This is a genomic window from Gemmata palustris (assembly GCF_017939745.1).
GTDB lineage: Bacteria > Planctomycetota > Planctomycetia > Gemmatales > Gemmataceae > Gemmata > Gemmata palustris.
Map to the genome: position 1 here is coordinate 7,128,791 of NZ_JAGKQQ010000001.1, position 24,635 is coordinate 7,153,425.

20 protein-coding genes are annotated in these 24,635 nt (G+C 64.5%); 11 read left to right on the forward strand and 9 right to left on the reverse strand.

Annotated elements, in window-relative coordinates:
* Positions 1-198: 198 nt before the first annotated feature.
* The 5 genes from J8F10_RS29550 (at position 199) to J8F10_RS29570 (ending at position 5,307) form a co-directional block, all read left to right on the forward strand.
* Positions 199-1,173 (forward strand): AAA family ATPase, encoded by a 975-nt coding sequence (locus J8F10_RS29550; protein ID WP_210660056.1) that lies wholly within the window; start codon positions 199-201, stop codon positions 1,171-1,173.
* A gap of 441 nt (positions 1,174-1,614) precedes the next feature.
* Positions 1,615-1,986: a transposase gene (locus J8F10_RS29555; RefSeq protein WP_210660057.1), complete on the forward strand. Its 372-nt coding sequence runs from the start codon at positions 1,615-1,617 to the stop codon at positions 1,984-1,986.
* A gap of 57 nt (positions 1,987-2,043) precedes the next feature.
* A complete protein-coding gene (locus J8F10_RS29560; protein WP_210660058.1) occupies positions 2,044-3,255 on the forward strand; it encodes a prolipoprotein diacylglyceryl transferase family protein in 1,212 nt (403 codons plus the stop codon).
* Between the two features lie 48 nt (positions 3,256-3,303).
* The gene (locus J8F10_RS29565) at positions 3,304-4,734 is read left to right on the forward strand and encodes a selenium-binding family protein (protein WP_210660059.1); all 1,431 of its coding nucleotides are present in this window, start codon (positions 3,304-3,306) and stop codon (positions 4,732-4,734) included.
* A gap of 6 nt (positions 4,735-4,740) precedes the next feature.
* Entirely contained in the window at positions 4,741-5,307 is a 567-nt protein-coding gene (locus J8F10_RS29570; RefSeq protein WP_210660060.1) for a translation initiation factor, read from the forward strand.
* A 160-nt stretch (positions 5,308-5,467) separates the two neighbouring features.
* Here the strand turns inward: J8F10_RS29570 and J8F10_RS29575 are convergent, their stop codons facing one another.
* A complete protein-coding gene (locus J8F10_RS29575; RefSeq protein ID WP_210660062.1) occupies positions 5,468-5,932 on the reverse strand; it encodes a hypothetical protein in 465 nt (154 codons plus the stop codon).
* A gap of 133 nt (positions 5,933-6,065) precedes the next feature.
* On the opposite strand from J8F10_RS29575, the gene J8F10_RS29580 reads away from it, so the two are divergent.
* Both J8F10_RS29580 and J8F10_RS29585 read left to right on the forward strand, forming a co-directional pair.
* Positions 6,066-7,109 (forward strand): 3-keto-disaccharide hydrolase, encoded by a 1,044-nt coding sequence (locus tag J8F10_RS29580; RefSeq protein WP_210660064.1) that lies wholly within the window; start codon positions 6,066-6,068, stop codon positions 7,107-7,109.
* Positions 7,110-7,201: 92 nt separating this feature from the next.
* A complete protein-coding gene (locus J8F10_RS29585) occupies positions 7,202-8,515 on the forward strand; it encodes a sulfatase family protein (RefSeq protein WP_246523647.1) in 1,314 nt (437 codons plus the stop codon).
* 149 nt (positions 8,516-8,664) lie between these two features.
* Here the strand turns inward: J8F10_RS29585 and J8F10_RS29590 are convergent, their stop codons facing one another.
* Complete coding sequence (locus J8F10_RS29590; RefSeq protein WP_210660066.1) at positions 8,665-11,268, reverse strand: ATP-dependent RNA helicase; 2,604 nt, start codon at positions 11,266-11,268, stop codon at positions 8,665-8,667.
* Between the two features lie 82 nt (positions 11,269-11,350).
* Here J8F10_RS29590 and J8F10_RS29595 point away from each other — a divergent pair, with 82 nt between their 5' ends.
* The 4 genes from J8F10_RS29595 to J8F10_RS29610 all read left to right on the forward strand — a co-directional run bounded on the left by J8F10_RS29595 (position 11,351) and on the right by J8F10_RS29610 (position 17,502).
* The gene (locus J8F10_RS29595) at positions 11,351-12,910 is read left to right on the forward strand and encodes an ABC transporter permease subunit (protein WP_210660067.1); all 1,560 of its coding nucleotides are present in this window, start codon (positions 11,351-11,353) and stop codon (positions 12,908-12,910) included.
* Positions 12,911-13,019: 109 nt separating this feature from the next.
* Positions 13,020-13,748 (forward strand): amino acid ABC transporter ATP-binding protein, encoded by a 729-nt coding sequence (locus J8F10_RS29600; RefSeq protein WP_210660068.1) that lies wholly within the window; start codon positions 13,020-13,022, stop codon positions 13,746-13,748.
* 66 nt (positions 13,749-13,814) lie between these two features.
* Positions 13,815-14,681, forward strand: a complete 867-nt coding sequence (locus J8F10_RS29605) for a menaquinone biosynthesis family protein (RefSeq protein WP_052557150.1) — start codon at positions 13,815-13,817, stop codon at positions 14,679-14,681.
* A 166-nt stretch (positions 14,682-14,847) separates the two neighbouring features.
* Positions 14,848-17,502: a c-type cytochrome domain-containing protein gene (locus tag J8F10_RS29610; protein WP_210660069.1), complete on the forward strand. Its 2,655-nt coding sequence runs from the start codon at positions 14,848-14,850 to the stop codon at positions 17,500-17,502.
* A gap of 130 nt (positions 17,503-17,632) precedes the next feature.
* Here the strand turns inward: J8F10_RS29610 and J8F10_RS29615 are convergent, their stop codons facing one another.
* The 7 genes from J8F10_RS29615 to J8F10_RS29645 form a co-directional block, all read right to left on the reverse strand.
* Positions 17,633-18,583 carry a cation diffusion facilitator family transporter gene (locus J8F10_RS29615; protein ID WP_210660070.1) on the reverse strand — a complete coding sequence of 317 codons (951 nt, stop codon included), beginning with the start codon at positions 18,581-18,583 and terminating at the stop codon, positions 17,633-17,635.
* 120 nt (positions 18,584-18,703) lie between these two features.
* A complete protein-coding gene (locus J8F10_RS29620; protein WP_210660071.1) occupies positions 18,704-19,471 on the reverse strand; it encodes a tetratricopeptide repeat protein in 768 nt (255 codons plus the stop codon).
* Between the two features lie 85 nt (positions 19,472-19,556).
* Positions 19,557-20,708 carry a PIN/TRAM domain-containing protein gene (locus J8F10_RS29625; protein ID WP_210660072.1) on the reverse strand — a complete coding sequence of 384 codons (1,152 nt, stop codon included), beginning with the start codon at positions 20,706-20,708 and terminating at the stop codon, positions 19,557-19,559.
* Between the two features lie 111 nt (positions 20,709-20,819).
* Positions 20,820-22,040 (reverse strand): deoxyguanosinetriphosphate triphosphohydrolase, encoded by a 1,221-nt coding sequence (locus J8F10_RS29630; RefSeq protein ID WP_210660074.1) that lies wholly within the window; start codon positions 22,038-22,040, stop codon positions 20,820-20,822.
* 114 nt (positions 22,041-22,154) lie between these two features.
* Positions 22,155-23,402, reverse strand: coding sequence for a PQQ-binding-like beta-propeller repeat protein (locus J8F10_RS29635; protein WP_210660076.1), 1,248 nt, complete (start codon positions 23,400-23,402; stop codon positions 22,155-22,157).
* 114 nt (positions 23,403-23,516) lie between these two features.
* Positions 23,517-24,227, reverse strand: coding sequence for a hypothetical protein (locus J8F10_RS29640; RefSeq protein ID WP_210660077.1), 711 nt, complete (start codon positions 24,225-24,227; stop codon positions 23,517-23,519).
* Positions 24,206-24,634, reverse strand: coding sequence for a hypothetical protein (locus tag J8F10_RS29645; RefSeq protein ID WP_210660078.1), 429 nt, complete (start codon positions 24,632-24,634; stop codon positions 24,206-24,208). Before J8F10_RS29645 ends, J8F10_RS29640 begins: the two co-directional genes overlap by 22 nt.
* Position 24,635 lies beyond the last annotated feature (1 nt).

Sequence of the window (24,635 nt, forward strand, 5' to 3'; positions counted from 1 at the left end):
GCCAGTCGTTTTTCCCAGCCTCGCCCAATTGCCCCGCCTGCCGGGTCGATTCAACCCGCAGGGTAGCTTCCCGCAGCGCACTCGTCTGTATCATGAGGTAGACCCCGCGAACCGTCGGCGAACCCCACCCACTAATCGCAGTGGGTATGATGCGTACAACCCGCCATCTTGAATGGGTGGGGTTCGCCTGGAGCGACCATGACCGACCCGGCGACCATCGAGAAACTGCGGCCGAAGCTGGACCCGTTCTACCGGGCGGTCGAGAGCGTACTCATCGGTCAGCGCAAGTTGATCGACGGGCTACTCATCGGGCTACTCACGGACGGTCACGTGCTGCTCGAGGGCGTGCCGGGGCTGGCGAAGACGCTCGCGGTGCGCACGGTCGCGAGCGCCCTGCACCTCAAGTTCGCGCGCGTCCAGTTCACTCCCGACTTGTTGCCGGCGGACGTGATCGGCACGCAGATCTACAACCCGCGGACCGGTGACTTCACCGTGAAGCAGGGGCCGGTGTTCGCGAACGTGGTGCTGGCCGACGAGATCAACCGCGCCCCCGCGAAGGTGCAGAGTGCGCTCCTCGAGGCGATGGCCGAGCGCCAGGTCACCATCGGCGAGAGCACGCTCAAGCTCCCGCGGCCGTTCTTCGTGCTCGCCACGCAGAACCCCATCGAGCAAGAGGGCACTTACCCGCTACCGGAAGCGCAGGTGGACCGGTTCATGCTGAAGGTGGTGATCGACTACCCGAGCCGCGCGGACGAACTGGCGGTTCTGGACCGAATGGGCGGTTTGGCGACGAGCGTGGAAATCTCCCCGGCCCTCGAAGCGAACGAACTGGAGGAGTTGCGGCGGGCGGTGGATTCGGTATACGTCGACGCGAAGGTGAAGGAGTACATGATCGACGTGATCCGCGCCACGCGCAAGCCCGCGGATTACGGGCTCGATATGGCCGGGCTCATTCAGTTGGGCGCGAGTACCCGGGCCGCGATCGCGCTCCTCCGGGCGGCCAAGGCCCACGCCTTCCTCGTGGGCCGCGGGTACGTGACGCCCGAGGACGTGAAGGCGGCCGCCCCGGACGTGCTCCGGCACCGGCTCGTGATCTCCTTTGAGGCCGAGGCCGAGGACCTGCGCCCCGAGTCGCTGGTGAAGCAGGTGCTCGACCGATTACCGGTACCGTGACGGGCGGTATTGGCGAACGGCCGGTGTGAGCCGGCCGGTGAGAGATTGGCCGATGATCGGCGGGAGGTCGGTGAACGGCCGGCGTAAGCCGGCTGGTGAACTGTCTACCGGTCAGTTAATGAACGAGCGAGCGATGAACGACTGGGGGAGTGATCGCGGCAATAAGTAATTGAGTACAGGCGGCATTGTGGCGGCACGCCCACCAACTAGCTGGTGCCGGCTCACCTGGGCGAGGTCTTTATGACCTTTGATGGTCACTCGCGTCACTGGCTGCTGACGTGGCGAACCTATGGTACATGGCTTCCCGGCGACCCGCGGGGCTTCGTTGGTGCCGTCGTTACGACGAGAGGTACGCGCGAAATCCACAACACACCAGGAGCGCCACAGGAGGCGCCTTCGGCGGGATTGCGAGAATACGCCCGATCGGTCATGCGGGGCTCCGTGGTGCTGCTCGAACCGGCACACGCGATAGATGTGTTCTCGCAGTTACGGGAAACCTCAGCGCGTCGCGGCTGGGCGCTGCTCGCCCTCGCGGTCCTTACGAACCACATCCACGCCGTGGTTCGTGTCGAAGGTGATCCCGATGGCGCGGTTCTACTTCGTGATTTCAAGAGCTACGCGAGTCGTCGGCTCAATACCGCGCACGGCAAACCCGTAGCGGGTTCCTGGTGGTCGGAATCTGGTTCGCGCCGGGTGCTTCGTGATGAGAAGAACATTCTCGCCGCGATCGAGTATGTCAGTAGTCAGACCGGAGCGCTGTTCGTCTGGGCAGTCGCGCCGGTTGGGGAATCGATTGGCATTGATGTTGGTTGATCGTCCTTGTCGCTCTCACCGGCCGGCTTACACCGGCCGTTCGCCAGGTAGTACCTCATGCAACAAGTTCTATTCACGATCCCGATCTTCAAGGACTCGTTCAAGCCCGACGGCATCCCGATGTACGGGTTCGGGGCGATGCTGTTCGTGTGCTTCGTCGCGGTGACGGTGTGGGGGTCGCGGCGCGCCAAGCGGACCGCGAACATGCCGCCCGAGCGGTTCCAGGACATGGTCATCTGGCTGTTCGTGTCCGGTCTGATCGGCGCCCGCACCCTGTACATGATCCAGTATTCCCGCCAGTTCCCAGACCAGAGCATCGGCGGGCTGATCGCCGCGTTCTTCAAGATCTGGGAAGGCGGGATCATCTTCTACGGTTCGGCGCTCGGCGGGGTGATCGGCTACGGGCTCTTCTACCAGCTCATCCTGCGCCGGCTCGATGTGTCGGGCTGGCGCCTCGCGGACGCGGTGGCCCCGCTGCTCGCGCTCGGGCTCGCGATCGGCCGCATCGGGTGCTACCTCAACGGCTGCTGCTGGGGGCAGGTCGCGTGCGAGGAGTGCCGGCCGGTGCCGCTTGGCGCGGCTCACTTCCCACTGCTCCCCGCACACGCACGGCAACAAGTGGTGGGCGATGTTGCGAGTAAAGAGGCGTCGCTGTACCTCCAGACCGCCACCGGTTTCGTCCGTGTACCCGATGAAGAGGGGAAATTGAAAGTTGTGGCCGTCGAGACGGACTCCCCCGCGGCGCGCGCGGGCGTGAAGGTCGGGGACCGGATCGCCGAGGTCAACGGTGAACCGAACGAGGTGGCCCGTCCCGGCTACGACCGACTCGACGAAATCACCCAATCGTGGCCTCGGGGTAAATCGAAGTTAGAGCTTGCTGTGAGCCGCAACGGGGAGGTCGTGAAACTGCCCGCGTTCGCGCCCGCGACCGTTGGGCTGTACCCGACGCAGCTCTACGAAACCGTAAGCATGGTGCTGCTCATCCTGCTATTGGTCGCGTACTACCCGTACCGCCGGCACGACGGGCAGGTGATGGTGCTGCTCATGGTCGGCTACGCGGTTCACCGGTTCATCAACGAATCGCTCCGGATCGAGCCGGCCGTTGGCGGGGGCCTGACGCTCTCTCAGTGGGGCAGTGTGGTCATCTTCACGGCGGCGGTCGGGATCGAAATCTACTTGCGGCGCACGATGCCGACGCCGCCCGAGCCACTGATACCCGTCGCGACGTTGGTCCCCTCGCTCCCGCCGGGTGCGGCCCCCGCGCAGTGATGCGGAACGCGATTGAACGTTCGCCCGACTCTCCCGAGGGAACCGCACATGGACCGCCGCGCGTTTCTGGCCGCTTCTGCCGCGAGTGCCGTTGGCGCGCTGGGGAGCGCGAACTCCCCGCGCGCTGGGGGCGCCGAGACTCCCGGATTCGCTTCGCCGAAGGAGGCGATGAAGGGGCCGCGCGAGGAACTGCTCTTCGTCACCTGCACTTACGCGAACACCGGGATCGACAAACCCGATTACCTCGCGGTGGTGGACGCGAAGCCCGGTTCCAAAACGTATGGGCAGGTCGTTCACAGGCTGAAAATGCCGAAGGTCGGTGACGAACTGCACCACTTCGGCTGGAACATTTGCTCCTCGTGTCACGGCAAGCCGGGCGACCGCCGGTACCTCATCGTGCCCGGGCTGAAGTCGGGCCGGATTCACATCGTCGACGCGAAAGACCCGCTCGCGCTGAAGGTCCACAAGGTGATCGAGCCGGAGGAGATCGCGAAGAAGGCCGATCTGTCCGCGCCGCACACGGCCCACTGTTTGCCGACCGGCGAAATCATGCTCTCAATGCTCGGCAACGCGAAGGGCGAGGCGCCCGGCGGGTTCCTGCTGCTCGACGACAAGTACGAGATCAAAGGGCGGTGGGAAAAAGACCTGACGGGGATGAACTTCAACTACGACTTCTGGTACCAACCGCAGCACAACGCGATGGTGTCGAGCGAGTGGGCCGCGCCGAAGACGTTCGCTCCCGGCCCGAACTTCGACGACGTGAAGGCCGGCAAGTACGGCCAGAAGATCCACCTCTGGGACTGGAAAGAGCGGAAGATCAAGCAATCTTTCGATTTGGGGGCCGCATCGATTCCGTTGGAAGTGCGCTTCCTCCACGACCCGTCCCGCCCGATCGGGTTCGTCGGCGCGGCGCTGAGCAGCACGATGTGGCGGTTCGCGCCCGATGGTCGGGGCGGTCAGAAGTGGGCCGCTGATAAAGTCATCGAACTCGCGCCGGTCAAGAACGACAAGTTCCCCGGTGGAGCAGTGCCGGGGCTCATCAGCGACTTCGTGATCTCGATGGATGACCGCTTTCTGTACTTGGCCGCGTGGTTGCACGGCGAGGTCAAGCAGTACGACATCACCGACCCCGGCAAACCGAGACTCACCGGTACCGTGAAGCTCGGCGGCGCGCTCGGCAAACCCGAAAAGCTGATGGGCAAGGAGTTGGCCGGCGGGCCGCAAATGCTCCAGCTCTCGCTCGACGGCAAACGACTGTACGCGACGAATTCGCTCTACAGTACCTGGGATAACGCCTTCTACCCGGACCTCGGGAAGCAAGGTTCGTGGATGGTGCAGATCGACTGCGACACCGAGAAGGGCGGGCTGGCGCTCAACGACAAGTTCTGTGTGGACTTCGGTAAGGAACCGGACGGGCCGAGCCGCGCGCACGAAGTTCGTTACCCGGGCGGCGACTGTACGAGTGACATTTTCAGTTGAGATCGCATGGCGAAAGTATTTCGTACCGCTCTGTTCGTTTCCGCCGACCTCGCGAAAGCTGAAGGCGCGCGGTCGGCCTTTGACTCCGCCGCCGGGCGCCTGGGGATGCCCTGGCGCGGGGTGACCGTCGCGCCGGCGGCGTTCGCGGGTGTGGAAGTCGTCGTTGCGCTCGACGGCTCCGCGCCGGACGGCTGGACCGGGCGCGTCGAGAAATGGGCCACCGGTGACTCGGGCGCCGCCGCGGCCGGTCTAATCGCGCGGCTCCTCGGCGGCAGCGACGAAGAGCTCCCGCCCAGGCCGGCCGCGCCCCGTCCTCCGGCGCCGCCGAAGAAGGTTCACACGGTGAAGCTGAGCCGCGAAACCGCCGGGCGGAAGGGGAAGGGCGTCACGGTGGTGTCCGAACTGCCGCTGAACGAAGACGCACTCAAGGAACTCGCGACGCAGCTCAAGAACAAGTGCGGCACCGGCGGCACCGCGAAGGACGGGCGCATCGAGATCCAGGGCGACCACCGCGACAAACTCGCGCAGGAACTGGAGAAACTCGGCTACAAGGTGAAGCGCTCTGGTGGGTGACGGCGAACGGCCGGTGTAAGCCGGCCGGTGAGAACCAGATGGCCGTTGTGTCGCCTCCACCGGCGCGGAACTGGCGGTGCGTCGTCGCGCACACGTCTGGGGTAAGAATCAGATGGCCGGTGTGTCGTCTCCACCGGCCGGCTTACACCGGCCGTTCGCATCACTCCTTTGTCGCTAACTCGAACAGGTGTCGCGCGGCTCTCCCGCTGATGGCACCGTGCTTCAGTAGCTCCGCGGCGATCAGTTGCACCGCTTTCCAGTTTCCCTCGTCCGCGAGCATGTACTCAACTTTGTCTAGCATTCGCTGTTCGTAGCGCTCCACTTGTCGGTCGGACTTGCGCTCCTGTGTGAGCCGGCGGACGAATCGCAGATCCTGCCCGGCTTCGTCCATCGCGTAAGTGCCCGTGTGCCGGGCCTCGGCCGCCATGCCGCCGAGCGCGATCAGGATCTCGCGCTCGGCCCAGTCGTCGGTCGGCTTCGCCGCGCCCTTCGCGAACCGGCACTCGCCCATGCGCTCACGGTTGGGCAGCACGCTCACTTTGTGGATGGCGCGCCCGAGCACCAGTGCGATCACCGCGTGCCCGGCCTCGTGGTACGCGGTCACTTCGTCGTGGGTCTGATCCATGCCCACATTTTACGCGAGTGGGAGGGACCAAGAAAGTCGCTTCGGCACCCATTGACGCGGGCGCGCCTACCGCGACAATTGGCGTGCCGCGACCGCGCGGTTCCCGCCCCACAACCTCCCTCCCAGGTGACTCATGCTCCGTCCGCTACTCGCCGGCCTGCTCATTGCCGGCTGCGCACTCGCCATCGGCTTCCCCAGATCGATCGCGGAAGACAAAAAAGACGCGCCCAAGAAGAAGGAACGCATCGCGATTGCGGAGCCGAAGGACGTCGCCAAAGACCCCGATTTCGCGATCCAGGGTGAGTACGAGGGGGAAGTCATAATCGATCGCAAACCAACCAAGATCGCCCTTCAAGTCGTTGCGCGTGGTGGTAGCGAGTTCATGGTGAAGGCATTTGTGGGCGGGCTTCCCGGGGCCGGTTGGAACGGCAAAGAGACAGCAACAGCGACTGCAACGCGCACCGGGGATCAGGTGATTATTACCGAAGCCCGAAACAAGAAAACTCGGCAGGTGGGGGAGTTCGAGAGCGGAGCCATCCGTATCCACTGGGACGATGCCGAGGGAACCTTGAAGAAAGTTGAGCGCACGTCCAAGACGATCGGCGCGAAACCGCCCGCGGACGCCGTCGTGCTGTTCGGCGGTGAGGGCGACGAGAAGAACTGGAACGGCGGGAAGTTGGTCACGCTCTCGGACGGGAAGTACCTCGACGTGGGCGTGACGAGCAAGCAGAAGTTCGGCGCGTTCAAAGCGCACGTCGAGTTCCGCCTCCCGTGGATGCCGAACAGCACCGGCCAGGGGCGCGGGAACAGCGGGGTGTACTTCCAGAACCGCTACGAGTGCCAGGTGCTCGACAGCTTCGGGCTGAGCGGCGAAAACAACGAGTGCGGCGGGATCTACACGCAGCACAAGCCGAGCGTGAACATGTGCCTGCCGCCGCTAACGTGGCAAACGTATGACATCGAGTTCACGCCCGCGCAGTTCGATTCGGCCGGCAAGAAGACCAAAAACGGCCACGCGACGGTCTACCACAACGGCGTGAAGATCCACGACAACATCGAGTTCCCGAAGGAGTGCCCCGGCGGTCAGAAGGAAGACGCGAACTCCGGGCCGTTCCAGTTCCAGAACCACGGTGACCCGGTCGTATACCGCAACGTGTGGGTCGTCGAAGTGAAGTAGCAATCGATCGCTTCAACCCCGATACTTGTGTATCGGGTTCACCAAGAGCGGTACGTGCAATACGTACCCTCCTTTCCGAGCACTTCTTCTCAATGTGCATCATTATGCTGCGCCTCTTCGCATCGTTCGTACTCGCACTCGTATTCACGCTCCCCGCTCAAGCGGTCCCGCCGAACGTTGTGCTCATCGTGGGAGACGATCAGGGGGTGGGCGATTACGGGTTCATGGGCCACGAGCACATCAAGACACCGCACCTCGATAAGCTCGCGCGCGAGTCGCTCGTCTTCAAACGCGGCTACGTGCCCACCAGCTTGTGTCGCGCGAGTCTGGCGACGATGGTTACCGGGCTTTACCCGCACCAGCACCTGATGACCTCCAATGATCCGCCCATCCCGAAGGGCCTGACCAACGCCCAGGCGCAGAGGGACGTGGGGTTCCTGAAGCAGCGACAGGAAATGATCGCCCTGTTTGAAAAGGCGCCCACGCTACCGAAGTTGCTGGAGAAGGAAGGGTACGTGAGCTTCCAGGCCGGGAAGTGGTGGGAGGGGAATGCGTGTCGGTGCGGTGGGTTCACCGAGGGTATGACGCACGGCGACCCCGCAAAAGGCGCGCGCCACGGCGACGAGGGGCTGAAAATCGGGCGCGAAGGGTTGCAACCCGTCTTCGATTTCCTCGACAAAGCCCAGAAGGACAAGAAACCGTTCTTCGTGTGGTATGCGCCGATGATGCCGCACCTGCCCCACAACCCGCCCGACCGCCTCTTCAACAAGTACAAGGACAAAACGAAATCCGAGTTCGTCGCGAAGTATTGGGCCATGTGCGAGTGGTTCGACGAAACGATCGGCGATTTACTCGCGAAGATTGAAAAGAGCGGACAATCCGAGAACACAATCGTGATTTACTTGCACGACAACGGCTGGATTCAGGACGAGACGTCGGCGAACTTCGCGCCGAAATCGAAGCGCTCGCCCTACGACGGCGGGCTGCGTACTCCGATCCTCGTGAAGTGGCCGGGGCACGTGAAGCCGGGCGAATTGGACCGGCTCGCGAGTTCAATCGACCTCGCCCCAACCATCCTGCACGCGGTCGGCGCCAAGCCGAGTAGGGGGATGTCCGGTATCGACCTACTCGATGCTCACTGGGTCGCGAGTCGCGGGGAGCTGTTCGGCGAAATCTTCGAGCACAACGCGGTCGACATCACGAAGCCGGCCGCGAACTTACAATACCGCTGGGTGCTCGACGGAAACTGGAAACTGATCCTGCCGCACGAGCCGAACGTGACGGACGCCAAGCCCGAACTGTACGACGTGGCCAAAGACCCGACCGAGAAAGACAACTTGGCCGCGAAGCACCCCGACAAGGTGAAAGACCTGACGAAACGGCTCGATGCGTGGTGGAAGCCGTAACTAGATGCGCAGGCGAACGGCCGGTGTAAGCCGGCCGGTACGAACGAACGCTGGCCCACGCGATCACTGCGGATCTGACTTCCGACTTTATGTGTGAGCCGGATGGCGTGAGGGCGAGCTACACCGGCCGGTTTACACCGGCCGTTCGCCTATTCGTGTCTCTTCCGAGCCCCGCGAATGGCCTCCGCGGTGAGCGGGTCTTCGGGCCAACCGTGTTTCGGGTAGCGCGCACGCAACTCCTTCCGCACGAGCGGGTAGCCGTTCTTCCAGAAACTCGCGAGATCGTCCGTTACCTGTTGCGGGCGGTAGTTCGGCGCGAGTAAGTGGAGCAGCACTTTCACGCGCCCGCGGGCGACGCGGGGCGTTTCCGTCAGGCCGAACATTTCCTGAATCCGAGCCGCGAGTACCGGCGGGCGCCCCTCTGCATACTCGATTTGAATGTGACTGCCGCTCGGCACTTCGATTCGCTCCGGGGCCTCGTTCTCTACTGTTTGGAGTTGCTGATACGTCAACTGCCCTTTAAGGAAATCGAGCCACGGCCCGTTGCGCACATCGGCGAGTGACCGCCGGTTGCGGCACAGTGCTTCAAGTGCTTCGTGAAGGTCGGCCGCCTCGAACGCCGGGAGTTCCAACTCGGGTACCCACGCTTGCAGGCAGCGCACGCGAGTACGAAACGCTCCCGCAGCGGAATCGGGCGGTGGCAGCACTTTTTCCAGGCGCTCCGCGGCAGCAGCGGCGAGCACGCTTGCGGCTTCGGATTCGTCGGCGATGTGCGCGTTCGTTTCGTCCAGAACGAGGTCGTCGAAGCGCGTTACCTTTCGCGCCGCTAGTCGCTCGGTCTTGTCGTCGAATACTACTTCGATGCGTGCTGATATTCGATCCGAGGGCAGCCATTCGCGTTCCACGCCAGACGCGAGCCGCACGAACGAATCCGCTCCTCCGGCATCCACGTCGACGCACACGAACAGTTCCGGCTCGCTCACGCCACTTGTTTGCGCGAGCCTCACCCCGCGCCCGCCCACGGTGAGCGCTTTTGTGCTCCCGGGTTCGCGCCGGCGTGCGAGTCGGTCCGGATACGCGGTGAGGATACAGCGGAGAAGTGCATCATCACCTCCACTGCCGAGGGGAGCAGAAGACCGGCGCGAATCTTCCGCTTCTTGCCTTCTTCCCCTTTCCTTTAGGGAGGGGGTCGGGGGGGAGGTTGCCTTTGCTCCTTCTAACCGCGCGAGCTGATTTCGCACTTCCAGTACGCCGTGTGCGCCGCCGCGGTGCAGGCGCCCGAGCGGGCCATCGAGCCGTCCTCCACGCTCGAATGCTTCGAGTGCCTCCACGCGGTCCAATACGTCCGACACGGTGGGCGGGGCTCTTCGGACGGGTGGTCCGCTGTCGAACTCGCGCAGGAACGGGTCGCGCTCCGAAAGTAGAGCGGCCGCGAGTGCGGCGCGAGGCGTGCAGCCCAGGCACTGGCCTTCGAGAAGGAGCCGCCCGAGTCGCGGGTGAACCGGTAGCGCGGCCGCGGCTTCGCCGAGCGGTGTCAGGCCGTCGGCGTTCAGCAGTCCGAGTTGTTCAAGCAAGCGAAGTGCTTGCTGTACAGCCTCTTCGGTCGGCGCATCGAGCCACGGGAACTTGCGCACGTCGCGTTCGCCGAGCGCGGCCAGTTGAAGTGCCGCACCGCACAAGTCGACGCGCTTGATTTCGGGCACAGTCTGTTCCGGGCGCGCGCGGTGACTCGGCTCGTCCCACAGTCGGACACACACACCGGGGGCAGTGCGCCCGGCACGGCCCGCGCGCTGATCGGCCGACGCGCGCGAAATGGGAACGAGCCGGAGCCGGTCCATGCCGACGTCCGGTGCGAACTCCATTTGCCGCGCGAGTCCCGAATCGACCACCGCGGTCACGCCGGCTACCGTCACGGACGTTTCTGCGACGTTCGTTGCCAGGACAATCTTCCGCTGATCGAGCTTCTGAAGTGCGCGGTCCTGTTGTTCGGGCGGGAGATCGCCGTGAAGCGGCAGTACGACGATGTTTTGTTCGCGTGCCAACGTTTCGAGGTGGTCGGCCGTTTGGCCGATCTCGCGCAGCCCGGGCAGGAACGCGAGCACGTCCCCGTCGCGCTCGGTGAGCACGTCCCGGACCGCGTCGGCGACCGCGAGCGGCACGGGCGTATCGGTGCGGCGCGGGCGGTACTTCACGTCCACCGGAAACGTGCGCCCCGCGCTGTCCACGACCGGGCACCCGCCGAAGTACGTGGACACCGCGAGCGGGTCCACGGTTGCGGACATCACGATGACTTTTAATTCCGGTCGCACGTTCTCTCGAACGAGGCGCACCATGCCGAGCGCGAGATCGGCTTCCAAACCGCGTTCGTGAAATTCATCGAATACGACGCACGCGGTTCCGTCCAAGAACGGGTCGTCGATGAGCCGACGGAGCAGCACGCCCGGTGTGACAACGAGTACCCGCGTGCGCGCACTGGCTTTGCGGTCGAACCGCACTTGGTAGCCGAACACATCGCCGATCGGTGAACCGTGCTCGATCGCCATGCGCCGCGCCGCGGCCCGCGCGGCCACGCGACGCGGTTCGAGCATCAACACGAGACCGGTCCCCGCGAGCCCACTTTCCACGACCGCGGGCGGCACGCGGGTGGTCTTCCCGGCGCCGGTGGGGGCACGCAGCACCGCGGCCCCGTTCGCGCGGAGCGCGGCGAGTAATTCGGGTAGCGCGTCATCGATCGGGAGTGCGTCCTTCGGCATACCACAAGTTTAGTGGTGCCCCTTCGGGGGGCGCTGCTATACCACTCTGAATCGAGCTTTCACCCACAGGAGGTCCGCCAAGGTGAACCCACGCTGGTTGCTCGTCGCCGTCGCGGCGCTGGTCCTCGCTCCGCCGATGCCCGGTCAGGAGAAGAAAGACAAGAAGGAGCTGCGTTGGGGCACCGACCCGACCGGCGGCGCGCCTTACGTTTACAAGGACGGTGACACGTTTGTTGGGTTCGAGGTGGAACTCGCGGAGTACCTCGCGAAAGAAATCGGCCGCACCAGCAAGATGGTTACCGGCGACTGGGACAAGCTACCCGAACTTCTCGGCAAACCCGCTGATGACGACGGCATCGATATCGTTCTGAACGGATACGAACTCACGGAAGATAAGGAGAAAATGTATCCGTCCACGGTCCCGTACTACGTCTACAAGCTCGGCCTCATCATCCACAAAGACCGCGCCGAGAGCATCTCGGGGTGGAGTGATTTGAACCGCGAACGAGACGAAGACGGGAAGAAACGGAAGACCTCTGTCGGCGTACTCGGTGGGTCCGCGGCCCACAAATACATGAAGGGCAAGAAGTTCGGAGACAAAATTGAGTTGGCGATCAATCCAGATGTTGCAACGGTCATCGGGCTGGTCGAGCAGAAGCGCCTCGACGCGACCGTTCAGGATCTCCCGGCCGCGCTCTACTACGTCAAACACGGCAAGGGGTTGATGCTGGCAGACGAACCCCGCAAGTCGGGGTTCTATGTCGTCCTCACGCGAGAAAACGATAAAGAACTCCGCGAACAGCTTAATGCCGCCATCAAGAAGGGGATCAAGGATGGGACGTTGAAACGGATCTATGAGAAATACGGATTGTGGAACGAAGATCAGGAGCGATTGCTCTACTGGACTGAGCAAAAGTGGCCGCCACCGTTCCCGTCTGAAGAAGGTGAAGAGGGTGACGCGCAGGGTGAGAGCGGTAAGGCGAATTGGGGCCGAATGTTCTTAGAACTGCTCCGGGCCGCGGGCATGACGGTGTTCCTCGCGGCCGCGTCGTTTCCGATCGCGATGCTCATCGGCATGTTGGTCGCGCTGGGGCGCGTATACGGACCGGCTTTACTACGGATTCCGCTCGGCTTGTACGTCGAATTTCTGCGCGGCACCCCGCTGCTACTGCAACTGTATTTCGTGTTCTACCTGCTCCCGCAACTCATTCCTGGTTTCAATCTCTCGCCGATCGAGGCCGGCATTCTCGGGCTGGCGATCAACTATTCGGCCTACGAAGCGGAGAACTACCGCGCCGGGCTTCTCGCGATCCCGCGGGGGCAGATGGAAGCGGCGCTCGCACTCGGGATGAACCCGCTTACGGCGCTCCGCGTGGTGATCGTTCCGCAAGCGGTGCGGATCGTGATCCCGCCCGTGACGAACGACTTCATCGCGCTGTTCAAGGACACCTCCGTGTGCTCCGTGATCCTCATCACCGAACTGACGCGGAAGTACAACGAACTCTATAACTTCAACCGCGACTACATCATTCAGCTCGCGTTCATCACCGCCGGGCTGTACCTCGTGATGAGTTACCCGCTGGCGATCGTCGCGCGCGTTCTTGAAAAGCGCCTGGGCAGCGTCGGAGGTACCCACCGGTGAGTAAATCCGAAGCACGAAATACGAAACACGAAACGGAGAACGAGCCGGCCCTTCTTTCGGGTTTCGAGTTTCGATTTTCGTTTTTCCCGGCCGACGAAGGAGGTCGGGCATGATTCGCGTTTCCAACATCGTGAAGTACCACGGCGACGCCCGGATTCTGGACGGTGCGTCCGTCGAAGTGCGCCGGGGACAGGTCGCGGCACTCGTCGGGCCGTCCGGCGGCGGGAAGAGTACGCTCCTCCGGTGCATCAACGGCCTGGAGGAGTTCCAGGAGGGCGAAGTCGCCGTTGGCGATTCGCTGAAACTCGTGGGCGGCGCGGCGCCTCACCGTTCGACGCTGGTCGCGCTGCGCCGCACGGTCGGGATGGTGTTTCAGCAGTTCAACTTGTTCCCGCACATGAGCGTACTGAAGAACGTGATGGCCGGGCCGATTCACGCCCTCGGCAAGCCCACCGCCGAAGCCGAAACGACCGCGAAGAAGTGGCTGGACCGCGTCGGGCTGGGGCAGAAGTTTGATGCACGCCCGGCTCAACTTTCGGGCGGCCAACAACAGCGTGTTGCGATCGCGCGGGCGCTTGCGGTTAACCCCACGGCGATCCTCTTCGACGAGCCGACGAGTGCGCTGGACCCGAAAATGGCCGCCGAAGTCATGCGCGTGATCGACGACCTCGCGGACGACGAGCAGTTGCAGGTCGCGATGGTTATCGTCACACACGACATCCCGGCCGTGAAGCGGATCGCCGACGTGGTCCACCTGCTCGATAAGGGGCGGGTCGTTTACTCCGGCCCCGCGGACGAAGCATTCGCCCCCGGCGGGCCGGCCGAAGCCCTGGAATGATTCACCGGGGCGGTAGAGCTAGAAAGAAACGGGACGCGCGTCCCGCGTGTTAAGTAAGGAACGTTCATGAGCACTGCAACGACACAGAAGGTGATCCGCGTCGGACACAGCCCGGACCCGGACGATGCGTTCATGTTTCACGCGCTCGCCAACGACAAGATCCCGACCGGCGATCTCAAGTTCGTTCACGAGCTACAGGACATCGAGACGCTCAACCGCCGCGCGCTGAAGGGCGAACTCGAAGTCACCGCCGTGAGCATTCACGCTTACAGTTTCCTGCTCGACAAGTACGCGCTGCTCCCCACCGGGTGCAGCATGGGCGACAAGTACGGCCCGATGGTGGTGGCGCGGAAGCCGTTCGCGGTGGCCGACCTGCCCGGTATTAAGATCGCGGTGCCGGGCACGCTCACCACGGCGTTCCTCACGCTGAAGCTGCTGTTCGAGTCGATCGGCGCGCAGGACAAGCTGACGTATGACGTGATCCCGTTCGACGAGATCATCCCGGCCGTCGCGAGCGGGAAGTACGACGCCGGCTTGATTATTCACGAGGGGCAGCTCACGTTCCAGAACCAGGGGCTGCACCTCGTGACCGACCTCGGCGTGTGGTGGCAGGAGCGGACCGGGCTGCCGCTGCCGCTCGGCGGGAACGTGGTTCGCAAGGATCTCGGCGCGGCCACCATGAAAGAGGCGAGCCGGCTCATCAAGCAGAGCATCCAGTACGCCCTCGACCACCGGCGCGAGGCACTCGATTACGCCCTGAAGTACGCCCGCGACATGGACGTGTCGCTCGCGGACAAGTTCGTGGGCATGTACGTGAACGACTGGACGCTCGATTACGGCGAGCGGGGTCGGGCCGCGATCCGAAAACTGCTCGGCGAAGCGCACCGCGCGGGCATCATCCCGAACCCGGTCGCGGTGGAATTCGTGGAGTGATACCCGCGGGCCGCTCACTTCACGAGCGGCCCATTTTTGAACGCAGTCTGATCGCCCGCATCGCACTTTCGTTACCCGCGCGTTACATTCGCGGTGTCGCAATCGCCGATCGCTTCTGATTCGTCGAATAGATGGCGATTCGCGTCCCGCACGCTCGGAAGACGACATGCGCACAACTCTCCTGCCGGTCCTGGCACTTCTCGCGCTCGCTTCGCCCGCACGCGCTGACGACGCGAAACAGCTCGCGCAGCAAGCCAAAACCGTGCTGAAGACGCACTGTTACCGGTGCCACGGTCAGGACGGGAGCGTCGAGGGCGCGATGAACTTCGTGACCGATTTGGGCAAGCTGGTCGCGCGCAAGAAGATCGTTCCCAACGACGCGAAGGGCAGCCGGTTGTTTCGTCGCGTGGACGACGGCACGATGCCGCCGCCCGACGAAAACCCGCGCCCGAGCGCTGCGGAAGTCGCGATTCTGAAGAAGTGGATCGAGGCCGGCGCACCCACCGGTGAAACCGATGTCGCCCACAAGCCGATCACGCAGGCGGACGTGTTCGCGGCCGTTCTCGCGGACCTTGAGACGCTGGACCGGCGCGCCCGGCGCTTTCAGCGGTACTTCACGCTCACGCACCTCCACAACGCGGGCCTCTCTGACGAGGAACTGCAAACGTACCGCAATGCGCTCGCGAAACTGGTGAACAGCTTGTCGTGGGGGTCGAAGATCGTGAACCCGGTCGCGGTGGACGCGAACCGAACGATCCTGCGAATCGATTTGCGCTGGTTCGTGTGGGACGCGACCATCTGGAACCGCATTCTGCAAGAGTACCCCTACGGCGTCCTCGACGATTCCGTGAGCGCGCGGGCCGTGGCCGTGGGCAGCGCGGCAAAACAGCCCCTTCTGCGAGCCGACTGGTTCATCGCCACCGCGTCGCGTGCGCCGCTCTATTACGACGTGCTTCAACTCCCCGCGAACCTCGCCGAGTTGGAGAAACAGATCCGAGTCGATGCCGCGGAGAACATCCGGCAGGAGCGCGTCGCGCGGGCCGGCTTCAACGGCAGCGGCATCTCGCGCTTCAACCGCGTGCTAGAGCGCCACGACTCGGCACAGGGGATGTACTGGCGCACCTACGACTTCGACGAACCCCAAGCGAACCTCGTCGACCGCGTGAACGGCGGGCTGCTCCCGGATCGCCGCAACATTTTCGCGTTCCCACTCGGACCGGGGGGGCTCGCACAGAACCCGTTCCAGCACGCGGGCGGCGAAGCCATCTTCGCGCTCCCGAACGGCCTGCACGCCTACTACTTGATAAACGCCGTCAATACGCGGCTCGATAAGGGACCGCTCAACATCGTGAGCGACCCGAAGCGCCCGGACCGCGCGGTCGAAGCGGGCGTGTCGTGCATGTCGTGTCACGTGACCGGCATTCTCCCGAAAGCGGATCAGGTTCTCGATCACCTCGGCAAGAACCCGAAGGCGTTCAAGCGCGAAGAGGGTGAAGTGATCCGGGCGCTGTTCCCCGGCAAGGACGCGGTGCTCAAGTTGATGGAAGCGGACGCGAAGAAGTACGCCGAAGCCGTTGCGAAAACGGGGGCGAAGGTGAGCCGGTTCGAGGCCGTCAGTACCATCACGCAGAAGTACGAAGCGGACGTGGATCTGGTCACCGGGGCGAGCGAAATCGGGCTATCCGTCGACGAGTTCCGCGGGCGCATTAGCCAATCGGAGCTTCTCGTGAAGCACGTTGGTGCTCTGGGTGCGGGAGGAACTGTGACCCGGCAACTCTGGGTGCAGGCGTTCGGCGACATCGTGCGCGAATTGCAACTCGGGGGGCTGTACCAAGCCAACTTGAACGGCCCGACATTGAAGGACAACACCGGCGAACTCGACCCGCTCGAAGCACGGGGGGATTCGGCCAATCAGTGGGCGTTCACCCCGGACGGGCGCCGGGCGATCGTCGCGAGCGGTGACCGGAGCGTGCGCTACTTCGATGTGGAGGGCCGGCGCGACCTCAAGCGGTTCGTGGGGCACACCGCGAGCGTATGGGCGGTCGCGCTCTCTGCGGACGGCAAGTGTGCCGCATCCGGCGGGATGGACGGCACGGCCCGCGTGTGGGATCTGGCGACCGGGCTCGAAATCGCGAAGTTCACCGACCACACGAGTCTCGTGAGTGCGGTCGCGTTTGTACCGAGTGGCAAATGGGTCGTGTCCGGGAGCTTCGACGGTACCGTGGCGTACTGGAAGGTCGCCGACGGCAAAGAGGGCTGGCGCGTGGAGACGCTCGGCCTCGTCACCGCGCTCGCGGTCGATCCGCACGGGAAATTCGTAGCGGTCGCGACCGAGAACGCGCTCGTGTTGCTCGACCTCACCACCGGCGCCGAGTTGAAGCGCTACGGTAAATTCACGTCCCCTCTCTCCGCGGTCGCGATCAGCCCCGACAGTCAGTGGATCGCGGCCGGCAACGACGCGGGCACGGTCCGCGTGTGGCAATTGGGCGAAGAAAAAGCCCGATTCACACTCACCGGGCACGAGGGCGGGGTTCGGAGCGTTGCTGTTAAAGATAGCGGGCGCTGGGTACTTACCGGCGGGGCCGACCGCACATTGCGTCTCTGGGACACGTCCGCCGCGAAGCAAGAGGTTCCTGTGTTCCGCAAGCACGGCGCGAGTGTGACGGGGGCCGCGTTCCTGGGGAACGGCACGCAGACCGTTTCCGGTGACCGCGACCTCGTTGTGTTGCCCTGGAAGATCGACCGGTTCATCGGCGCGGCCCCGGCGCCGATAGTGGAAATGCCCAAAACACCGGACCGGATTCCTTACGCTGAGCCGTAACACCAAATCGTGCATTTGCCTTCTGTAGTCGGCCTCTGTGAGGCCGGGGTGCCACTGTCCGTGGATATCCCGGCCTCACAGAGGCCGGCTACAGAAGACAATCGAAACGAGGCTGTACGAGACGCGACATTCAGGGGACTTGTGGGGTTGTGGGCGGCGGGGGGAGCGGCTCTTCGCCGAGCCGCTGGAGGTACTCCGGCTCCCACGACTCCTGCTCGTCCACCGGCTCGACGTGAATGGTTACGGCCACTTCGGGCATCGCGGCTTCGAGCGCGGCTTCGAGTTTCGTCGCGAGGTGGTGCCCCTCGCGCACGGAAATGTCGCCGTCCACGAGCAAGTGAAACTCGATGAACCGGCGCGCCCCGGACAGGCGCGTGCGGAGCAGGTGGAAGGTCGCGCCTTCGGGCAGGTTCGCGCGGATCACTTCGCGGATGCGGTCGCGCTCGTCAAGGGGGATCGCGTGGTCCATGAGTCCGTCGAACGACCGGCGGATCAGCCCCCACCCGGTCCAGGTGATGTGCAACCCCATGATGATCGCGAGCAGCGAATCGAAGAACGTGAGCCCGGTCGCGTAGACGAGCGCCAGCCCCACGAGGACGCCGACGGAGGTCAACACGTCGGCCATGAGGTGCTGACCGTCGGCTTCCATCACGATGGACTTGTGAACGCGCCCGTAGTGCAGGAGCACCCGTGCGACGACCAGGTTCACGACCGACGCGACCAGGGCGAGCCCGCTGCCGAGTTCGAGCGCCTGGAGTGGCTCGGGGAAAATTAACCGGCGGACGGCGTACCCCGCGGCGCCGAGGCCGGCGGCCACGATGAGCACGCCTTCGAGCCCGCTCGAAAGGAACTCGATTTTCTCGTGACCGTAGGTGTGCGTGGGGTCGGCGGGGCGGGAGGCGTACCACAGCGCGAAGTACGCGGTGACGGCCGCGAGCAGGTTCACCACCGATTCGAGCGCGTCGGTGAGCAACCCGACGGACCCGGTGAGCGCGTAGGCCGCGCTCTTCATTCCGATGGTGACAAGGGCGGCGGCGATCGACAAGACTACCGGCCAGCGCAGCCGTGCGAGAGGTTCCATCCGGGCATTGTAGGTGAACCCCGGCCGCGAGGCCGGCGGGTGACGCGCTACGATACTACCGCCGGCCTCGCGGCCGGGGGTTCACCGGCCCGCCGACCTTACGACTTGTGACGCGGCCGATTACTTGCGGCCCGTCAGTTCGCCCACGCGCTTCTCGGCCTGCTTGATGTGCTCGGGGTTCGTGTCGTGTTCGACGACGGCCCGGTACAGGTCGACCGCCTTCGTGCGCTCGTTCAGTTGGCGGTCGTAGAGCGTCGCGGCGCGGAGCCGGGCGTCGGTGCGCGACCCCTTCACCCACTGGAACGAGCGCTCGTAGTATTTGGCGGCGCGGTCGTACTGCTTGTACGCGCGGCCCTCGTAAATGTCGGCGAGCTGGTACGCCACGTCCCCGATCTTGTCCGAGTTCGGGTACTTCTCCAGTACCTCGCGGAGCAGCAGTTCGGACCGGCGCATGTTCAGCACGTAGTCGTCGCCCAGTCCCTTCCCCTTGTACTCCATCGCGGTCTTGTACAGCTCGTTCGCCTCGCGCACGTTGACGCGGGCCTCGAGTGTGGGGGGCGGAACGTCCTTCACGTCGAGGTTGTACGACGGCTTCCACACGAGGTGGTAGGCCATGAGTTCGCGCTCGGCCCACGCGAGGCGCTGCTTGTCGCCGGCCTTGGCGTAGTGCTCGTAGAGCGCCTTGAGGCTGCTCTCGTACTCCTTGCGGGCGGCGAGGCACCGCTCGACGGCCTGCACGTCGTTGGTGGCGGCGGCCGGCGGGAGGTTGTCGCCTGGGGGGAGGGGCCCTTTGCTCGGCTCCGTGAGCGGCTTACTCGGTTGGGCGCCCACCGTCCACACGACGGTCCCCGCGCTCAGACCGGCCAAGCCCAACAGCAGCATGCGCATATCGAAGACCTCTTACGGAATCACAAAACGAAGAACCCACGGGGGGCGCCCGTGGGTCCGTGCCGCCGACCGTTTGAAGGTGGGGTCAACTCTTCGTTTCGCCCCCCTTCAAGGGTTCGTGCGGCCCCGACCCGCTCCGGGAATCGCCCGGCCCGGCCACGTTCGGCGTGTTGCTGCCCCCGGGGTACGGGGTGTGGGAGCCGCTCGCGCGCTGGTCCGGGCGCCCGAAGATCATGCGCCCGGCCGGCGTCTGGAGCACGCTCGTGACCACGATCGGGATGTCCTGCCCGATGAACGCCCGGCCTTGTTCGATCACGACCATCGTGCCGTCGTCGAGGTACCCGACGCCCTGGCCGATCTGGTCCCCGGCCTTCACGACCTTCACCTGCATGTACTCGCCGGGGATCGCGACCGTTTTCAGCGCGTTCGCCACCTCGTTCAGATTGATAACGTCCACGCCCTGGAGCTGCGCGATCTTGTTCAGGTTGAAGTCGTTGGTGACCACGCGGGCGCCGAGCGCCTTAGCGAGAATCACCAGGCGCTCGTCCACGCGGATGCGCTCGCCGGTCCGCAGCTCGGGCACGTTCCCGTCGTGCATCTGCAGTTCGAGCTTCGGGTTGCTCTGGAGCCGCTTCAACACGTCCAGCCCGCGGCGCCCGCGGTTCCGCTTCATCTTGTCCGCGCTGTCCGCGATGGCCTGGAGCTCTTGCAGCACGAACCGCGGCACGATGAGCTTCGTGTCGATCAATCGAGTATCGCACACGTCGGCGATGCGGCCGTCAATGATTACGCTCGTGTCCAGCACGAGCGGCTTGCCGCCCTTCACCTGTTTGGAAAATTCGACATAAGGGATAATGAACCGAAACTCGTCCTTGGTCTGCACAAACGTTGAAATCGTCACATAGCAACACACCACGGTGAGCAGCACCCGGCCGAGGAGGATGAGGGGCGAGCCCGCGCCGAACGTCGATTCGAGGATCGGCACGAGGGCGATCGAGAACAGGTACCCGAGCAGCATGCCCAGGAGGAGCCCGAAGTAGAGCGCGGAGATGGTGGTGATCTGCTTTTGCTTCTCGCGCAGGTCGGTGAAGAGCACCGTGCCGCCGATGGCCAGGACGCCGAGCGGGACCAGGACCTTCTTCAGGGTCTGGTCCGAATCGACCAGGAAACTGAACGCGAGCACGGCCATGCCGACGACGAGGGCGGCGTAGGCGATCCGTATCAGTGAGATCAGCATTTGATTCCTCGGGTGTCGGTGAGCGGGGGCCGGTCCGAGAACAATGAGTCGCGGGACCGCGCAGGGTTTCGTCCCACTCTCCGAAAAAATCGCTCACCTCAACACATGATTCTACAGTTCAATGGACGGTAAAAACAGTCGCCGGTATTCCAGTTGGGCGAACCGGTCCGTCATCCCGGCCAGATAGTCGCCCACGACGCGCTCCAGACAGTCGAGGCGCGTGCGCGCCGCGGTCACCCAGCCCGGGGGCGGCGGCCCGGTGATCGCGTCGGCCCCGGTCCAGCGCCGGAGGTGCTTTTCCGGGAGCAGTGCGGGGGCGCGCGCGTACTCCGCGAACAGCGACTCCAGGATGCGCTTCCCGTTGGCGGTCATCCGCAGCACGCGGTGGTGCTTGTACACGCGCGCGCGCAGGAACCGCTCCAGTTCGGCCTTCAGTTTGCGCACCTCGGGCGCGAACCCGACGAGCGGCTGGCGCGCGGCCCGCACGTCGTCAACGGATTTTACGCCGGCGCTCGCGAGCCGGTTCGCGGTCTCTTCGAGCAGGTCCGTCACCTGCCACGCGAGCAGTTCACGAATCACCGCGACGCGGAGCGGCCCCTCGGACAGCCCCGGCGTGTGGACCTGCACGCGCTCCGTCGCGCGCGCCCAGAACTCGACGCGGCGCAGTTCGTCGAGCGTGATGAACCCCAGCCCGAGCGCGTCGTCCGTGTCGTGCGTGTCGTAGGCGATGGAATCGACCACGTCCGCGATCTGCGCTTCGAGTAGCGGTGCCCCGGCCGTGCGGAACTCGGCGCACTCGGGCGCCTCGCGGCGGCTGCTGTGCTGGACGAACGCCTCGCGCACTTCAAACGACAAATTCAGCCCGGGGAACTGCGGGTAGCGCTCTTCCAGCTCGTCGACCCGGCGCAGCCCGAACAGGTTGTGGTCGAACCCGCCGAACGGCTTCAGGCACTCGTCGAGCGCGTCCTCGCCGGCGTGCCCGAACGGGGGGTGGCCGATGTCGTGCGCGAGCGCGATGGCTTCCGCGAGGTCTTCGTTCAGCCGGAGCCGGCGGGCCACCGTGCGCGCGAGTTGGGTGACCTCGAGCGTGTGCGTGAGCCGGGTGCGGTGGTGGTCGTTAACACTGGCAACGAGAACCTGCGTTTTGCCGGTCATGCGCCGGAACGCGGTGCAGTGAACGATGCGCTCGCGGTCGCGCTGGTAGAGCGACCGGAACTCGTGTTCGGGCTCGGCGTGTTTGCGCCCGCGGCTCGCCCGGGAGGGCATCGCGTAGGGTGCGAGCCACCCGTCCTCGAACGCGAGCCAGGCGTCGGTGGTGATCGGAGCTGCCATCGATCCAGAATATCACCGGTGGGCGGCGCTGGCTATCGGTGGGTTCCAATACCGCAAGGGCGCGCGCCGGGCGGGGCATCCCAACGGCACACGCGGCGCTCCCGGTACGGTCCGTCACTCGACGGTCCACAGGATGACCGAATCGGCGTCCTTCACGAAGATGCGGTTCCCGGTTGCGATCGGGTACGCATACGTCTTGCCGGCGCCCACTTTGTAGCTCGCGATCTTCTTGAACTCCTTGTCGTTCGACTCGAACACGGTCAACTGGCCGGTCGGCGGTAGGGCGAGTAGCACCGTCCCGGCGTCCACGACGTTCCCGTACCCGCGCCCGCCGGCGAGCGGTTCCGTCCACGCGGTCTTGCCGGTTTCCGCGCTCACGCAGAACAAACTGTCGGCCGATGTCAGCCCGAACATACTGCCGCCCTTCAACACGGGAGTATTGTACAGCGCCGATTGGTCTTTGTTGCTCCACGCTTCCTTTGCTGTGTACTCGTCACCCTTCTTTTCGATCTTCAGTGCCCGGGTGCCGCGGTTGGACCCGGAGAAGATCACGGTTTGCCCCTCCACGATCGGTGTGGACGAATTGTACCCGCGCCCGCCGGTCACCGGGTAGGCGCTCTTCCACAGCAGTTTCCCTTCGGCCGCGTCGAGCCCGACGACGTTCGCAGCCGTTTCCGCGATGACCGTTTGGGTTCCGTCCACGGTCATTAGAACCGGCGATGCGTAGGCAGTGCCGTCGCCCGTCCACTTCCATTTTTCCTTACCGCCGTCCAGTTCGTAGGCCGCGATCCCGCCGCTACTTTCGCCGCCGAACTGGGCGATCACGAGCTTGTTGACAATCACGGGCGAACTGGAGGTGTGGAACCGCGGCACCCCCTTGGTTTCGACGCGCCAGAGCTTCTTGCCGCTCTCGGCCTCGAGACACGAGAGCGTGCCGTTCACGCCCAGCGTAACGACCTTGCCCTCCGCCACGGCGGGCGAGCACCGCGGCCCCGGGAACCCGGCGTCGGCGGTCGGCTTGAACGCCGCGTCGTACTTGTCGGCCCACACTTCTTTGCCGGTGCCCGCGTCCAGGCACCGCGTGATTTCGGCCCCGCCCTCGCGGGTGAACACGAACAGCTTGTCGCCGACGAGCGCGGGCGTCGCGACCCCGTCGCCGACGGTCACTTTCCACTTCTGGGTGAGTTCCTTGGGCCACGCTTTGGGGGCCTTGAAGTCGGTGGCCCGGCCGTCGCGGTTGGGTCCGCGCCACTGCGGCCAGTCGCCCGCGCCGAGTGTCGTGAGGCTCGCGAACAAAGCACCGACCGCGAGCGCGGAGGCGAATACGAATTGTCGCCGGGACCGCGTGCGAGTGTGACCCATGATTGGGACTCCGGGGGCGAAATGCGCGGGGAATTGATTCCCGCGCACATCCTAACCCCGGACCGCGGCAATTGGTTCTGAAAATGGTGTGAGACGTGATCGTGCCTTTTGAAACTACGCCGAGCGCGCTCCAGTTCCGCTCGGTTCGCGGAGAAACCGGAAGCCGTGAAGCCCGAGCTTGGCCAGGCTGAACGCCGTTTGCGCGTCGGACTGTCGGTGCTTGCCGTGCAGTTCCCAGCCCAGTACCGCGCGCCCGGTGTCATCCCGCTCCAAAGTCGCGCGATCCGGTACCGCTACCACCCAGTCGATGCCCGTTTGGGCCGGGTACTCGCGGCGCCCATTTTCGTCTTCGACTGTCAATTTGCAATGCGGGCTGTGGGGCTCAAATGACAGGTGAAGAGGGGCCGAAGGCCCGCCTCGGAACGCCATGCCGTAGATCGTCACCGGCTGTTGGCTGGTGGAAGGGTACACGAACACTTCCTCCGCGAACGTCGCCCCGAGCAAGACGTTACTCTTGTAGCCCGGGAGCGTTTCTTGGAGTTCGCGGATGGTCTTCGCGGCCGGATTGGTCGTTCCGATGAGTTTGATTTGAGAATCAAGAACCCGGGCGAGGCCCATTGACCGCAGGACTTCGTTCACCGTTCGGTAGCCCGCCACCGGGCCTTTCTCGTCCACAAGTGGGGTCGCAATGTAGAGCGACCACCGGTCCTCGTCGGCGGCCTTGACCCAGCACGACGCATCAACGGCGACGCCCTCCTCTCGGAGCCGGTCCAACAGGCTCATGCCGCCGTCGATCTGCGCGTCTACCAGCGCGATTGTATCCACGGGAACACTCCGTTGGGTGCGTGGGACACGGCCTCGTACAGCGCCCGCGCTTCGGTTTCGGTTCGCTCTTCGTACCGGCTCGTTTCTTTCCAGTCCTTCACGATGCTCCAGAAACCGTCGAGGGCGGCACTCGCACCGCGCGCCGCACCGAAGTCGGCGTCCAACCCGGCAAGGTTAACGAGCTTCGCCAAGTCGTGCGTCCAGCAATCGGCGAGCTTCTTGAGGTAGCTCGGGTCGCTGTATATTGCGCCGGACTCGCCGAGGTACTTCAACAGGCACGCCTTCAGGCCGCACTCGATCGCGTACCCGGCCAAATAATGAGCCGCGGACCACCGCTGCTTGTCGATGAGCGCGGCCGCGTCGTCGAGACGGATTATCGCGAGCCGTTGGAGTTGTAACCGGTTCACG